This window comes from Enterobacter sp. V89_11 (assembly GCF_029967775.1).
In the GTDB taxonomy this organism is placed as follows: Bacteria; Pseudomonadota; Gammaproteobacteria; order Enterobacterales; family Enterobacteriaceae; genus Enterobacter; species Enterobacter ludwigii.
The window spans coordinates 98689-111675 of sequence record NZ_JASCAN010000014.1 but is presented as its reverse complement, the minus strand read 5'-3'; the positions used below and the strand labels follow the sequence as shown (position 1 = coordinate 111675).

At 50.7% G+C, this 12987-nt stretch carries 12 protein-coding genes; 6 read left to right on the top strand and 6 right to left on the bottom strand.

From position 1 onward, the window contains the following. Positions 1-50: 50 nt before the first annotated feature. The 3 genes from QLG09_RS12515 to QLG09_RS12505 all read right to left on the bottom strand — a co-directional run bounded on the left by QLG09_RS12515 (position 51) and on the right by QLG09_RS12505 (position 5075). A complete protein-coding gene (locus QLG09_RS12515) occupies positions 51-2246 on the bottom strand; it encodes a CBM35 domain-containing protein (protein WP_049023249.1) in 2196 nt (731 codons plus the stop codon). An 11-nt stretch (positions 2247-2257) separates the two neighbouring features. Next, complete coding sequence (locus QLG09_RS12510; protein ID WP_025203318.1) at positions 2258-3595, bottom strand: carbohydrate porin; 1338 nt, start codon at positions 3593-3595, stop codon at positions 2258-2260. A gap of 208 nt (positions 3596-3803) precedes the next feature. Beyond that, positions 3804-5075 carry a PTS transporter subunit EIIC gene (locus QLG09_RS12505; protein ID WP_020883745.1) on the bottom strand — a complete coding sequence of 424 codons (1272 nt, stop codon included), beginning with the start codon at positions 5073-5075 and terminating at the stop codon, positions 3804-3806. Positions 5076-5244: 169 nt separating this feature from the next. Between QLG09_RS12505 and QLG09_RS12500 the strand changes: the two genes are divergently transcribed. The 6 genes from QLG09_RS12500 (at position 5245) to QLG09_RS12475 (ending at position 9491) form a co-directional block, all read left to right on the top strand. Next, positions 5245-5556 (top strand): PTS sugar transporter subunit IIB, encoded by a 312-nt coding sequence (locus QLG09_RS12500; RefSeq protein WP_014171497.1) that lies wholly within the window; start codon positions 5245-5247, stop codon positions 5554-5556. 14 nt (positions 5557-5570) lie between these two features. Continuing rightward, the gene (locus tag QLG09_RS12495; protein WP_032680341.1) at positions 5571-6893 is read left to right on the top strand and encodes a PTS sugar transporter subunit IIC; all 1323 of its coding nucleotides are present in this window, start codon (positions 5571-5573) and stop codon (positions 6891-6893) included. A 2-nt stretch (positions 6894-6895) separates the two neighbouring features. Next, a complete protein-coding gene (locus QLG09_RS12490) occupies positions 6896-7225 on the top strand; it encodes a PTS lactose/cellobiose transporter subunit IIA (protein WP_014171499.1) in 330 nt (109 codons plus the stop codon). A gap of 41 nt (positions 7226-7266) precedes the next feature. After that, a complete protein-coding gene (locus tag QLG09_RS12485; protein ID WP_049023248.1) occupies positions 7267-8172 on the top strand; it encodes an ROK family protein in 906 nt (301 codons plus the stop codon). 77 nt (positions 8173-8249) lie between these two features. After that, the gene (locus tag QLG09_RS12480; RefSeq protein ID WP_025203317.1) at positions 8250-9209 is read left to right on the top strand and encodes a LacI family DNA-binding transcriptional regulator; all 960 of its coding nucleotides are present in this window, start codon (positions 8250-8252) and stop codon (positions 9207-9209) included. 69 nt (positions 9210-9278) lie between these two features. Then, positions 9279-9491, top strand: a complete 213-nt coding sequence (locus QLG09_RS12475; RefSeq protein ID WP_014171502.1) for a hypothetical protein — start codon at positions 9279-9281, stop codon at positions 9489-9491. 536 nt (positions 9492-10027) lie between these two features. Here the strand turns inward: QLG09_RS12475 and QLG09_RS12470 are convergent. The 3 genes from QLG09_RS12470 to QLG09_RS12460 form a co-directional block, all read right to left on the bottom strand. Beyond that, positions 10028-10591 (bottom strand): hypothetical protein, encoded by a 564-nt coding sequence (locus tag QLG09_RS12470; protein WP_049023247.1) that lies wholly within the window; start codon positions 10589-10591, stop codon positions 10028-10030. 33 nt (positions 10592-10624) lie between these two features. Continuing rightward, positions 10625-11053 carry a hypothetical protein gene (locus QLG09_RS12465; protein ID WP_108647840.1) on the bottom strand — a complete coding sequence of 143 codons (429 nt, stop codon included), beginning with the start codon at positions 11051-11053 and terminating at the stop codon, positions 10625-10627. 1473 nt (positions 11054-12526) lie between these two features. Then, positions 12527-12760 (bottom strand): hypothetical protein, encoded by a 234-nt coding sequence (locus QLG09_RS12460; RefSeq protein ID WP_079231696.1) that lies wholly within the window; start codon positions 12758-12760, stop codon positions 12527-12529. Between the last annotated feature and the right edge of the window lie 227 nt (positions 12761-12987).

Sequence of the window (12987 nt, the reverse complement as noted above, 5' to 3'; positions counted from 1 at the left end):
ACGCCTCCTGAATGAAAAAAAGGGCTGCCCCGAACAGGGCAGCCAAATAACTACTCTGCAGTGACTTCAATTGATTTGATGAACATATATCCCCAGTCGCCAGAGAACTTGCCAAAGCTAATGGTGTTGTCCCCTGCCCTGAGCGTGACCGGTACGATCATCGTCTGGCCTTTCTCATCCGTTTGCGGGAATTCAATGCTCACCGGCGTTCCGCCGTTCACAATGAACGAGTTTTTCTTACTCCCCCATTTGCCGTTAAATTTCACGTGCAGGGCAAACTTACCGTCCCAGGGAGCGTTAACCTGCCAGGTCACGCTGTCTCCGTCATTGGCAAAAGGGCCAAGGAAACCGTCTTCACCAATCGCTAACGTATCTTTATCGCTCTTGGTGATGTTCAGTTTCCCCTTGCTGACGTCCAGCGTTCCGCCGCCAAAATGACAGTAGTCCGCCGGCACGGGTCCCGCCGCGGCCTTCACGCTAACGTTTACCGTCTTGCTGCTTTTCAGCAGTCCATCGTCAGCGGTAAAGGTCAACGCATAGTCACCGGGAGCCGAGAACCAGGCACGGGTTTCCGCTTTGGTGCTGTCACAAAAGTGGACGTTATCCTTGCCTTCGTGATGCCATGCCACGCTGACCTTCGGCTCCGGTAGATTGTCATCCTGCCAGGCCGCGGTGAGCTGAACGCCTTTATCCACGGTGGTAGAGAGCGCATCCTGCAGAGTGATGACCGGCGGCAGGTTTTTCTGCGTATGCTCAAGGCGAATCACGTTTGAAGGCGCAGACTGACCGCTTTCGTTCTTTGCGATCACCCGGTAGTAGTAAGTCTGGCCCAGCGTCAGGCTGCGATAGTCATCACGGAAGAGATCCATTTTTGCCGGATCCCACTCATTTTTGCCGTCAGAGATATCCTGACCAACGCGGGTCCACGGGCCGTGTGGCTGAGTCGCTCTCTCCACATCGTAATAACGCCCGACGGGGGATCCCATCCAGTTAATGGCAAACGGTGAGTTGCTCTCGCGCAGCTTAGGCGCTTCCGGGACCGGCAGAGCCGGCGCCTGGCTCAGCCCCGCCATTTGCGCCGAGGCGGTTCGCACCAGATTGACAACCTCCATCTCCTGGTTTGCTTTGCCCTCGACCGGGAAGCCAGGCAGATGGTAGCTGTAGTGCCCGGTAAACTCTTTGTGCCAGTAAAAACCACCATCATGGCGATGACCACGGAAGCCCCAGATAAAGCCCCCCGCCGCCTGCGCGCCATTGACCTCGGTATGCACAATGGCCTGCATGATAGTGTTAAGGTCTTGTTGATCGAGCAGACCAAATTCGCCAACCAGATAGACCTTTTTGCCGCCAATCGCCTCCAGATCTTTGCGAACCTGCTCGGGGTGGTTGTTCTCGGCGTTGGTGTAATAGTGGTTACTGATGATGTCGACGTTCGGATCGTTGAGCGCGAAATCATTCACCTTTTTATAGGTACCATCGACGATCAACTGATGGGGCGCCCACTTGCGGATCCAGGCCGACGTTTTCTGCAGGAAATCAGCGTTGGTGTTTTCCAGCTCATTACCCGTTTCCCAGGCCATGATCGCCTTTTCATCGTAGTAATGGCGTCCCGTAATGGTGTTGGTACGGGTAATCACCTGACGGATCACATCCTGATAAGCACGGTAGGTTTTACTGTCGGTTCGATAAAAATCTTCCGGCTTTTCATGATAAAACGCGGCCAGCTGTTCCCGTCCCCCCCACCACCACCAGTGGTCAATAAACGGCAGAATCAGGCGCAGCCCCTGCTTATCTGCCTCGGCAATCATGTTGTCATACACTTTCATGGCCGTTTCATTCAGCCGCGGCATGCCGTCCGGCGTTGCCGGTGCCAGAATATGTGTCTCACGTCCGCAGGCAGCATCATTTTCCTGCTGCACGGAAAGCACATATACGCGCTGTGCTTTAGCACCGGTTTGCACCAGCGCTTTGATCCAGTTCTCCTGCTCTTCAGCAGTCGGCCATCTAAAGTATTGCCCCCAGCCGCGCGGATCCGCCTTACAGGTTCCGCGCGCGTCATCTTCTATACGATGCAGCTCCGGGGCGTGGATCCCGGCGAAGCGAAAGACGCGATTGCCATCTTTTAACGCTGCGCCATCGCGAGTAATAAAGTGTTCAAAATGGGATTGCTCGGCCGCCAGAGCCCCCGCGCTTCCCAGCGCGGAGAGTAAGGAGACGAGAAGCAGTTTTCGAATCGGGAAAGCCATCTCTTTTCTCCTCAGAACCAGACTTCAGCCTGCACACCAAAATTCAGCGTATCGGTATCGCCGCTACGTGAATATCCCCCCGGACTCAGGGTGCCAGTGCTCCAGTCGTAATTTCTGTCCATCGCATCCGAGACGCCTTTATCCCATTTTGCGTAGGTGGCAAAGAAGCGCAGCTGCGGACGGCTCCAGAAACCTGAATCAAAGGTCAGGGTCGGCGCAATGGTCACCTTGGTCAGGCCACCTTTCCCTTTACCGTTTACGCCCATGTAGTTTTTATCATCCAGATATTCGTAGCCCACCTCATATTGCATGGCGAAGTTTTTGGTTATCTGATGATACGGACGGATACCCGCGACCCACATGGAGCGTCCCCAGCCGTCATCGTCGTTGGTCCACCAGCGGTAGTTTTTGTCTTTCTGATAAAACGCAAAGGTCGATACCTCCACGTCACCCAGGTTGGCCATGCTGTCCAGCACGACGCGCCAGGATTGCGTATCCTCAAGGTTTGCCCAGCCCCAGCCGTTTTTACCCAGCGAATCCGCGGCGGCCAGGCCTTTGCCATACTGGAAAGCGATGCGGGAGTATCCGTTGGTCAGGCCGTAGAAGCTGTCAAAGTTGTACAGCGCGGTCACGCCGTACCCCTTCTCAGCCGAGGTAGGATGGTTTTCATTGCGGTTCATGTGGTGGCCGATAAGTTCGACGTCGAGCCCGGTGCCGCCGATCTTTTTAAACCACAGGTTAAGCGAATAGTCGTCCGGATAGCCCTGATCCCCCAGATCTACCGGATAAGCTTTGGCTTCGTCGGTGGTCGAGAAGGCATACACACCCGCATCAAAGCGCGCAAAGCCTAAATCCAGATTATCGAACCCGCCCCCGGTTCCGTTGTACTGAATGTACTCCCAGTCGAACTGGTGGCTGGAAAGGTTGGAGCTGCTGTAGCGTTTACCGGCCCAGAAGGTCATGTCCGGGGCAAAATCGAGATTCGTTAATTCAGCAAACCCTTCGCGGAACTGGGTCTCTTTGCCGTCATCGTCAGTACAGTTCCAGTCGGCGGTACATTTGGTCTGGTGCGTCAGGTTGGCCTGAATACGTGCGACTGCGCCTGAATCCGACTTCAGCGTTACCGTCGGGATCAGCTCAATTTTGGTATCTTCTTCGTTACCCAGACGCCATTTCCCGTCAGGCATCAGCCCCACCGAATCGACCCGGTTGCCATCGCTATTGGCAAGAATACCCGAGCGTAAATAGCCGTGGAGGGCGAAATCATATTTCTCATCGGCGCTGGCATAACCGCTGATGACAGTAAGAGCAATCAAGGACAGAGGTATTGATTTCATTAACGTTTGCATAGGTTCCCTTTGAATTTTTATTTTCACGGTTAAACGTGCAGGGGAAATGTAAGGATCAAATCTGGAAATGTACATCCACAAACGGAAAGCGCTTTCCATGTTTGCCGGATTGAATCACAAATTTAAGATCAAAGAGAAAATTTTTGCGAAGAATGTCACGAAATAATCTTCTGCCCATCAGGAACGGGCAGAAGCAGGGAGGCGGGGATTATTTTTCCAGCTGCATCAACTGGCGTTCATGAACCTTAAAGAAGGGGCGATAGAGCATCCATGCATTGAAAAAGGCGAACAGGCACATGCACATATTTTTCCAGCTGCCGTTCGCCGACCAGGCTGCGCCCAGCGGTGAAGGCATAGACCAGGGCAGCATGGCGACGGCTCTGTCGAGCACGCCAAGCTGGGTTAAATACCAAGCTATACAGGCATTTATCAGTGGTACAAACACAAAGGGCAGTAAAAAAACCGGGTTCATGATGACGGGGAAACCAAACAATATCGGCTCGTTAATGTTGAACAGCGACGGCAGAAGGCCAATTTTCCCGACGCTCTTCAACTGCCGGGATCGGCTTCGCATCGCCATAAAGACCAGCGGCAGCGTAGAGCCGATACCGCCAATCAGCAGATAAAAATCCCAGAATCCCTGCAGATAAATATGGGGCAGCACGGCTTCCCCGGCGGCCAGGGCCCGCTGGTTTTCAAACAGATAGGTGAGCCAGAACGGGTTCATGATGCCCGTAATGATCAGGGCGCCATGAATACCGACGAACCATAAAAGATTACATAGAAACAAGGAGATAAGCACAGCCGTAAGGGTATCGGATGCCACGATAAGCGGGCGTAACGCCTCGCCAATCAGCTGCGGCAAAATTTGTCCGGTCGTCTGCAGCATCACGGCATTCATTACGCTAATGGAGAGCATGATCACCAGCAGCGGCATCAGCAGCTGGAAACCATTTCGCGTCATCACCGGTACCTCCTCCGGTAGACGAATGCACCACCCTCTTTTGTAGAAAAACCTTATTATTTCAATAGAGTAAGCGCTTGAAATGAGCGCAGTAAAAAGCCCCATCCCGCCCAGAAAAATATTCGTTGCACCGTTATCCCGAAAGCCAATGAACAGCAAAAAGGAGAGGCAGCCGGTGAGTCCACACAGCCGTTCCGGGAGTTGATACTGCTTGGCCAGACTGGCGCTGGCACCAAACGCGACAATCAGCGCCACCAGTCCGAGCGTCAGCTCAAAGGTTGGCAACAGCATCGGACGCAGCAGCAGATAGACGTGCCCGAGGCGCGATGCACTTGAAATGGCGAACGGTGGAAACAGCAGCGGCACCATCAGGCTTCCCACAATCACAAAAGGCATGGCGAGGGAAAAGCCGTCCCGCATCGCGGTAATATGTTGATTTCTGGTGATTATATTGGCTGCTGGCGTGAGACGTTGCTCAATCAAATCCACAGCAACATTCATCAAATGAATGTTCATAACTCGACCTTAATAGTTCGTGAATAGCCGCGATGATCTCGCACATCCGGACAAAGTGAAAGATTCCCTCAGGTGATCGCGGTCACAATTACCTTATCCACCAATGGAAAGCGCTTTCCGTTTTGTTCCATGATGACTATATTCCAGCCATAAGTTCAAAGGAGACGTTATGAAAAAAATCATGTTGTGTTGTTCTGCCGGGATGTCCACCAGCCTGCTGGTGAAAAAAATGGTCGACGAAGCGCAAAAGCGTGGCCTGGAAGCGGAGATCAAAGCGTTTGGCGTGGCCGAATTCGCCGAGCAGGTCGGTCACTATCAGGTGGTGCTGCTTGGACCGCAGGTGAAGTACATGCAAAGCGATCTTCAGAAACAAGCTGATAAATACGGGATCCGTGTTGAGCCTATCAACATGATGGATTACGGCATGCAAAAAGGGGGCGCCGTTCTCGATTTCGCCCTCTCCCTGATAGATAACAAATAACGAAGGGAAAACCCATGAGCTCTCTGTACGCGAAACTTATCCAGGTCATTGAACAGAAAATTACCCCGATGGCAGGCGCCGTCGGGCAGCAGAAGTATGTGACCTCGATTCGTGACGGCTTTATCACCGCTCTGCCGTTCATGATCGTCGGTTCCTTTATGCTGGTGTTTATTTTCCCGCCCTTCTCACCCGACACGTCCTGGGGTTTCGCCCGGGCATGGCTGCAATTCTCCTTGGATCACCGTCAAGCCCTGATGCTGCCGTTCAACTTCAGCATGGGGATCATGACGATCTTCATTTCAGTCGGGATCGCCGCGAGCCTGGCCAAACATCACGATCTGGATGCCCTTACCGCCGGCATGCTGTCGCTGATGGCATTTCTGCTGGTGGCTGCGCCGTTAAAAGACGGGCAGATTTCTACCGCCTATTTCTCCGGGCAAGGGATCTTCACGGCCATTCTGGTGGCTATCTACTCTACCGAGCTGTATGCCTTCCTGAAGCGTCACAATATTACCATCCGCCTGCCACCAGAAGTGCCTACGGGCGTTGCGCGTTCGTTCGAAATTCTGATCCCGGTGCTGGCAATTGTTGTCACTCTGCACCCGCTCAACCTCTTCATTGAGGCTCAGCTCGGCATGATTATTCCGGAAGCGATTATGTCGCTGGTGAAACCGCTGGTTGCCGCCTCCGATACGCTGCCTGCCATTCTGCTCTCGGTGCTGGTGTGTCAGGTTCTGTGGTTTGCGGGCATCCACGGCGCGCTGATTGTCACCGGAATTATGAACCCGTTCTGGATGGCGAACTTGTCGGTTAACCAGGCAGCAATGGCTGCCGGTCAGGCGATCCCGCACATTTACGTTCAGGGATTCTGGGATCACTACCTGCTGATTGGCGGGGTCGGCTCCACGCTGCCGCTGGCGTTACTGCTGCTGCGCAGCAAAGCGGTGCATCTGCGTACCATTGGGCGTATGGGCGTGGTGCCGGGGATGTTTAATATCAACGAACCGATTTTATTCGGTGCCCCTATCATCATGAATCCGCTCTTTTTCCTGCCGTTCGTGCTGGTTCCGATGGTCAATGCCACCCTCGCCTACTTTGCCCTTGATTTCGACCTGGTCAGTCGTGTGGTCTCGATGACACCGTGGACAACACCTGCCCCTATCGGCGCATCCTGGGCGGCCAACTGGAGCTTTAGCCCGGTGATCCTCTGCCTGCTGTGCATGGTTACCTCAGCGGCCATGTACTTCCCGTTCCTCAAAGCGTACGAGAAGCAGCTGCTGGAACAAGAGCATGAAAATGCAGTTGAACAATCTGAAGAAGCGGCACAGTCCGCCTGATAGTGAAAACACAGAGGTTACTGATGGAATTAGAAGAACAGGTCATGGGCATTATTATCAATGCCGGTCAGTCACGCAGTCTCTGCTACGAAGCGCTTGGCTTCGCAAAAAAAGGTGACTTTGCCTCAGCCGACGCGCGAATGAAAGAGGCGGCGCACTTCGCCCGTGAAGCGCATCTGGTGCAAACCCAACTGATCGAAGCTGACGAAGGGGAAGGCAAAACCAAAATGACGCTGGTGATGGTGCACGCTCAGGATCATTTGATGACCTCGATTCTGGCGAAAGAACTGGTGACGGAGCTGATCGAACTGTACCGCACTCGTCAGGCATAACCATTCAGGAGAGGCGCTGGCCTCTCCTTTTCGAGGAACGTATGCACTATCTTGGACTCGATATTGGCGGCACAAAAATGGAAGCCGTCCTGCTTTCGCCTCAGGGCGAATGCCTTTGGCGTGAGCGTCGTCCGACGCAAAAAGAGAGTTATGACGCCTTTATGCACCATCTGCTGGCGTTTATCGGTGAAGCGCGCGCGGTAGGTGAAGTGCCATTCAGTATCGGTATTGGCCTGCCGGGGGCCATCGACCCACAAAGCGGGCTAATTAAAAACTGCAACTGCCTGGTGCTCAACGGTCACGACCTGAAGCATGATTTAGCAAAGCAGCTCAATCAGCCCGTGTGGATAGCCAATGACGCGGACTGCTTCACGCTGTCTGAAGCGGTTGATGGCGCAGGCGCAGAAGCAGAAACCGTCTTTGGCGTAATTGTCGGTACCGGATGCGGCGGTGGCGTGGCGGTACATAAGCGTCTGCTTCAGGGGCCAAACGCCATCGCTGGCGAATGGGGACATAACCCGTTGCCTGGCTATGCCCCCGAGACGGATGGTCCGGCGCAGCCCTGCTATTGCGGGAAACATAACTGTATCGAAACCTTTATCTCTGGCACCGGCTTTGCCCGCCGTTATCCCAGCGAACTGAGCGCGCAGGCCATCATTGAAGCGGCGGCCCAGGGAGACCTGACCGCGCGGGCCCACTGGCGACACTTTATCGACGCCTTTGCCCGCAGTCTGGCCTCGGTGATCAATATTCTTGATCCGCAGGTTATTGTGTTGGGCGGTGGGTTATCAAATGTCAGCCAGCTGTACGACGAACTTCCGGCTGCCATCAGGCCCTACATCTTCTCGGAAAGCTGCCGTACCCGTATCGTCCCGGCCCGTTACGGCGACGCCAGTGGCGTGCGTGGCGCGGCGTGGCTACCGGGTTTGCACGCCGCGCAGACGTGAAACCGCCTGTGGGGGGCGCTAAGATTCTTAAGGTGGGTTATGTTAAGATAACCAAAACCCACCACGCAGAAAATGCTATGCCAACGATTGACGATGTATCACGATTAGCCAATGTCTCACGAGCAACCGTCTCACGCGTGTTGACGGGGACGCGCGGCGTGCGCGAAGAGAGCCGTGAAGCCGTGCTGCGCGCCGTAGAAGAGCTTAATTATCGCCCAAGCTTTGCCGCGCAAAACCTGGCAAGTCAGTCATCAAGCTACGTTGGTCTGGTTCTCTCTGCGAAGGATGAAAGCAGCGGAGCACGTTTGCTGCCTGCGCTCTCCCGCGCCATGAAAGCGTTGAATAAAACGCTCATCGTGGAGTACGTAAACGATCCTGTTGAGCAGGCTGTCACCGTTGATGATCTTCAGCGACAGTGCGTTGCTGTCGTAGTTTTTGGGCCGGTTGCGGCCGGTAGCGCAGAGAATGTTATCTCCTTCGATCGTCCCGTGGTGGATGCGAAACCTCAGGGATATGACTTTGCCTTTGCGACGGAAAGCGCCTGTCGTTACATGACGGGCAAGGGCCATCGCAATATCGCACTGGTGATTGACAGCGAACACGATGACAACAGTAAAAAGATGGTGGAAGGCTATCGCAACGTCCTGCAAAACTACTCTTTGCCGTTTAATCGCCAGCTGGTGTTAACGGCGAATGAAGATGTTGAACAGGCGCTGTTGACGCTTATCAACAGCCTGAGCAAGTTTTCCGCCATTGTGGTTAAACGTGATGCCTATGCCGCTGAAGCGATGCGTCTGTTCCGGGAATTTGGCATTTCCGTTCCGCAGGAAGTATCGCTGCTGAGTCTGGAAGATTCGCCTCTGGCAACCCAGCTCTATCCACAGCTGACCTGTATCTCGTGGCCAATGGATCAGTTGCTCACTCAGTGCGTTGAGCGCATTAAAAGCCTGGTGGATGGCCGACCTGTTCGCACGTCAGAGCTCTCCCCCGTGATTGGTAAACTCACACCTCGCCAGTCGGTGATGGAAAAAAGCTAGCGGGTACGCAGCGATTGCCGGCTTAAGGGTGTGATAACACAATAAACGTTATCCCTGTTCTGGAGCGAGATGATGAAAACCTTTCTGTTCATAAGTGCCCTCACCCTTTTCCCGGCGCTCTCCTGCTATGCCATCGCCCAGGAAACGCCCCTGCCGCTGAAAGAGCAAATTCATACCGATGAAGGTACGTTATGCGTGTATGGCGATGCTTCGCGCAGTGAAAAAGTTGTGATGCAGGGCGGCAACGATTGCCCACAGAGTAAAGCGGCAAAACAGTCCTGATTGCAGATAGGATGCTGTTTTTTTGGGGGGCGGAGCAAAATACCGTTCCTATTTCACTTTCTAAGTCATTTGACCGGCAAACATTTACATCTTCATTAATGAACCGGTCTTTTGCTCTTAACGTGAATATTCCCCCCAATATACCGATCGCAGCTATACGGAAAAGGTACCAGTAATAATTAGCACCAGCATGAGGCTTGCATTTACGAAGGGAAATGTCCTTACAGTAGATATCAAGCGAGACTAATCGGATATTGATGTAGTAGAATTGGCTAACTCCCGATTAGCGCTGAAGATGGGGATGAAGGCAAAGTGGGTGCAGTTATTCACACGCAGGCTGGGTCAAATTTTCTTATCAACTCAACTGTAACTTGCTGACTAGCTCATGACCTTTCATCTGACGTGGAATAATATAATTTTTCCAAGAAAATAATATCAAGCATCGTATTATAGATCAAAAATAATCAGGCGGACCACCTACAAGACGGCCCGTATAATTATACCCCCACATCCCCCATCAAAGGAAACACAGAGATTCATCCATAAAAATAATCATAAAATGCATTGAAATTTTCATCTCCGATAAATGGAACAACCCTTCCCTTTAACTCATCCATAAAATCTTTTTTCACTTCATCATTATCATCTGCTATATCAAAAATATCGTAATAACCATATACCAAATCAATGAGCTCTGTTAGAGAAAGTAAAAAGCCAGAGAGATTGTCAGCTATTTTAAACGGTTCAACTACGTCATAAGACGCATAAATAGAGGTATTACCTTCATCTACAACAGCAATTATAGGCTTACCTCCACCTAAATCATCGCCAATTACAAGATAATTATCTGGTAAGTATTCATAACCACTTTGAGCTTTTGCAAGTTCACTGACTGAATAAAATTTAATTGGCGTAAAACCTGTTTCTATTTTTAACATCTCAGGATTATTTTTTCCATATAAATAATCCAACTCTGCCGAGCGAGGTAAGTTGGAGGGGAATACGTTGTCAATGTCATTAACGATATTGAAACTCCCGGACAGTGAATACTTATTGCAAATAGCAACAAATTTTTTTAATGACTCTTCAATTTCACTCATAATAACACCTCATATTTATCACATTCACTGATATTATTGACAGCTCTTTAAATTCTTACGGGTCAGGTTACGGTCTATCAATCGTCCTTTACCTGGAGTGTCATAACTTCCTCGGTGACCTTGCAAACCATGTAAATGTTCATCATAGCCGCTTGGATGATTAGCATTCTGGAGAAATACAATATTCCTTGGATCGCCTTGCCATTTTCCTCCTAAAACACCGTTCCCTTTCACACTATTGATATGATGGCCTGTATAGCCCATTTCGGACATAACCGACGATAATTGGCGATTATTTTTTGTACTTAGTATTACTTCGCGTTCAGCGGCCGTCCAGTCCCGGCTTCCTCCTCCAGCTGCAACCAGTTCTCTTTCTTCTCCCCATGCTCGGCTTATTGCTGTCGCCCGACTGCGCGCAAAGGGTAGTAGCAGAACATAGAGCAGCCGTTTCACCGTCAGCATACTGCCCAGCGTAGCGAAACGGCTGATGCGGCATCACCGTGCGCTGAACAAGCTTTGTAGCCCTTGCAGTCTGATAGCGGACTTCGCCAAAACTGCAATACTGGCCGCTCCAGTGTACCTCGCCACGCGCATCGGTCACCTCCAGTTGCGCACCATTCAAATCGGTACTGAACCAGTAAATCTCACCGCTGCTCTGGTCACGCAGATGATCATCCCAGCCGGCGGGCTACAGGATTCATTCGGGTCATAAACATAAGTGCTGAACCCCTGGTTTCCTGCTCCTCCTGCAACAGGCGGTAGCCCCGCCACAGGAAGCGCGTTTCGGTGATGCCATGCGCCGTGGTGACGATTTTACGCGTACGGAGGCCCAGCTCAAGGTCTGGTAGATATACATGACCGGCATCCGGTTGTCCTGATCCCTGAATTTGTGCGGCAATGAATGGCCCGGTAAAGAGCCAGAAGAGATAGTTATTGACGGAGTGGTCGGGAATGTGAAGATTTAGTCATCGAGCCTGATTTATATAAGGCTGCAGTAGATAACTCAAATTGTAATGAATGTTAGTTTTCGTTCTGTTGCGCGGCAAACGCCGTTCACCTTGCTGATTCATACAGGCAATCCCCTGCTGACGAGAATGAAGTACACTTCCCGGTTACACTCTGACGTCCACAGCTCACCGGCGATAATTTTTCTGGCAAAGGAGTAGGCACGTATTTAATGAAATATATATGAACAATAGATTTAAAAAATCTGGGAAATTAATATTTTTCGGCGCATTATCATTCATTAAAATCAAAAAACACCCAATAAAATACCCCCCATTGAGGCTTTAATTTGCCCTGTAGGAGTTTAATTAAACCATCTCCTATATTGATACACAAACCCTCTCCGTTGTTTGTTATAAAAACACCTGCTCTCACTTTGCACTCCATCCATAGGGGTATATTCTTTCGATATTTTTAATATTTAATGCGGTCTTTTAAGATCAAGTTGGCACGAGGAGTTTATAACAAACCAACTGATCTAATAAATTTATTGATTTCTGATATAAAAATCAGAGCCGTTCTTGATGTGCAAATGAAATTGAGAAAAACCAGAAGAAATGGCGACTCATATAGAAAGAAAAGCATCACTATACCCTTGAATTATATCATAATACTACCAACATCGAGATTGACTCAATAACTTTATGTTCTCAGATAACATAATTTATCACCCATTTTTTCTTTTCGAGAGGCTTTTTAATTCTGGTTACTCTCGCCTCTTCCAATATGCTTAACGATCTAGGTTAAAAAATTTCTGCTTATAGGATTAATAGAATGAGCATTGGATAAATAAGGATGCGGAGAATTTACTCTATAATAGGCCTGATGCGTATTTGAAAAAAGCTCAAATAAAGAGTTTAGCCCATTTTGTTTAGAAAGATGAAGATTAGCAGCTACGGCTGCCCCCTTCACAGATCCCCGCCATAAACACTACTCCTCGTTGTTTTTATTCTCGTTATTTTGCCGCATGGATTCTATAAACTCTCGTTGCTCCTGTGTGAGTTCAAGATCATCCAGCAAGCGATCCAACTCTTCTTCAGGTAATTCTTTTTGGTGCTGTCTCTTCCCGATAGCCATGCTCACCCTTGAGTTAATAGGATTAATCTCAGGGTATCCAGGGTGCATAAAATGCGCAACTAACAGATTTTGGACAATAGAAGCCATAAAGCCCCGTTAGTGGTACAAGCAACAAGCAGAGCGTAGCGACTTCATCAGATTGTCTGAGGGATCACACCTTATCAGGGTGCTCGTATATCTGTCGAAGCGCTGGAAGAGCCTGTATATCGGGCTTTAATGCGAGTGATCAGTCTGTCGATGTCATAACAATGCCAGGATAGGTTTTTTTCACGTTTTACTATCGCGGTGTGAGGATGCAACTGCCGCCAACGCTG

Excerpts from the sequence above, each read along its gene's own strand:
- QLG09_RS12500 (WP_014171497.1), top strand. The coding sequence starts at position 5,245 with ATGAAAAAAATCATGTTGTGTTGTTCTGCCGGGATGTCCACCAGCCTG.
- QLG09_RS12465 (WP_108647840.1), bottom strand. The coding sequence starts at position 11,053 with ATGCTGACGGTGAAACGGCTGCTCTATGTTCTGCTACTACCCTTTGCG.
- QLG09_RS12475 (WP_014171502.1), top strand. The coding sequence starts at position 9,279 with ATGATGAAAACCTTTCTGTTCATAAGTGCCCTCACCCTTTTCCCGGCG.
- QLG09_RS12510 (WP_025203318.1), bottom strand. The coding sequence starts at position 3,595 with ATGCAAACGTTAATGAAATCAATACCTCTGTCCTTGATTGCTCTTACT.
- QLG09_RS12495 (WP_032680341.1), top strand. The coding sequence starts at position 5,571 with ATGAGCTCTCTGTACGCGAAACTTATCCAGGTCATTGAACAGAAAATT.
- QLG09_RS12480 (WP_025203317.1), top strand. The coding sequence starts at position 8,250 with ATGCCAACGATTGACGATGTATCACGATTAGCCAATGTCTCACGAGCA.
- QLG09_RS12485 (WP_049023248.1), top strand. The coding sequence starts at position 7,267 with ATGCACTATCTTGGACTCGATATTGGCGGCACAAAAATGGAAGCCGTC.
- QLG09_RS12470 (WP_049023247.1), bottom strand. The coding sequence starts at position 10,591 with ATGAGTGAAATTGAAGAGTCATTAAAAAAATTTGTTGCTATTTGCAAT.
- QLG09_RS12515 (WP_049023249.1), bottom strand. The coding sequence starts at position 2,246 with ATGGCTTTCCCGATTCGAAAACTGCTTCTCGTCTCCTTACTCTCCGCG.
- QLG09_RS12505 (WP_020883745.1), bottom strand. The coding sequence starts at position 5,075 with ATGAACATTCATTTGATGAATGTTGCTGTGGATTTGATTGAGCAACGT.
- QLG09_RS12460 (WP_079231696.1), bottom strand. The coding sequence starts at position 12,760 with ATGGCTTCTATTGTCCAAAATCTGTTAGTTGCGCATTTTATGCACCCT.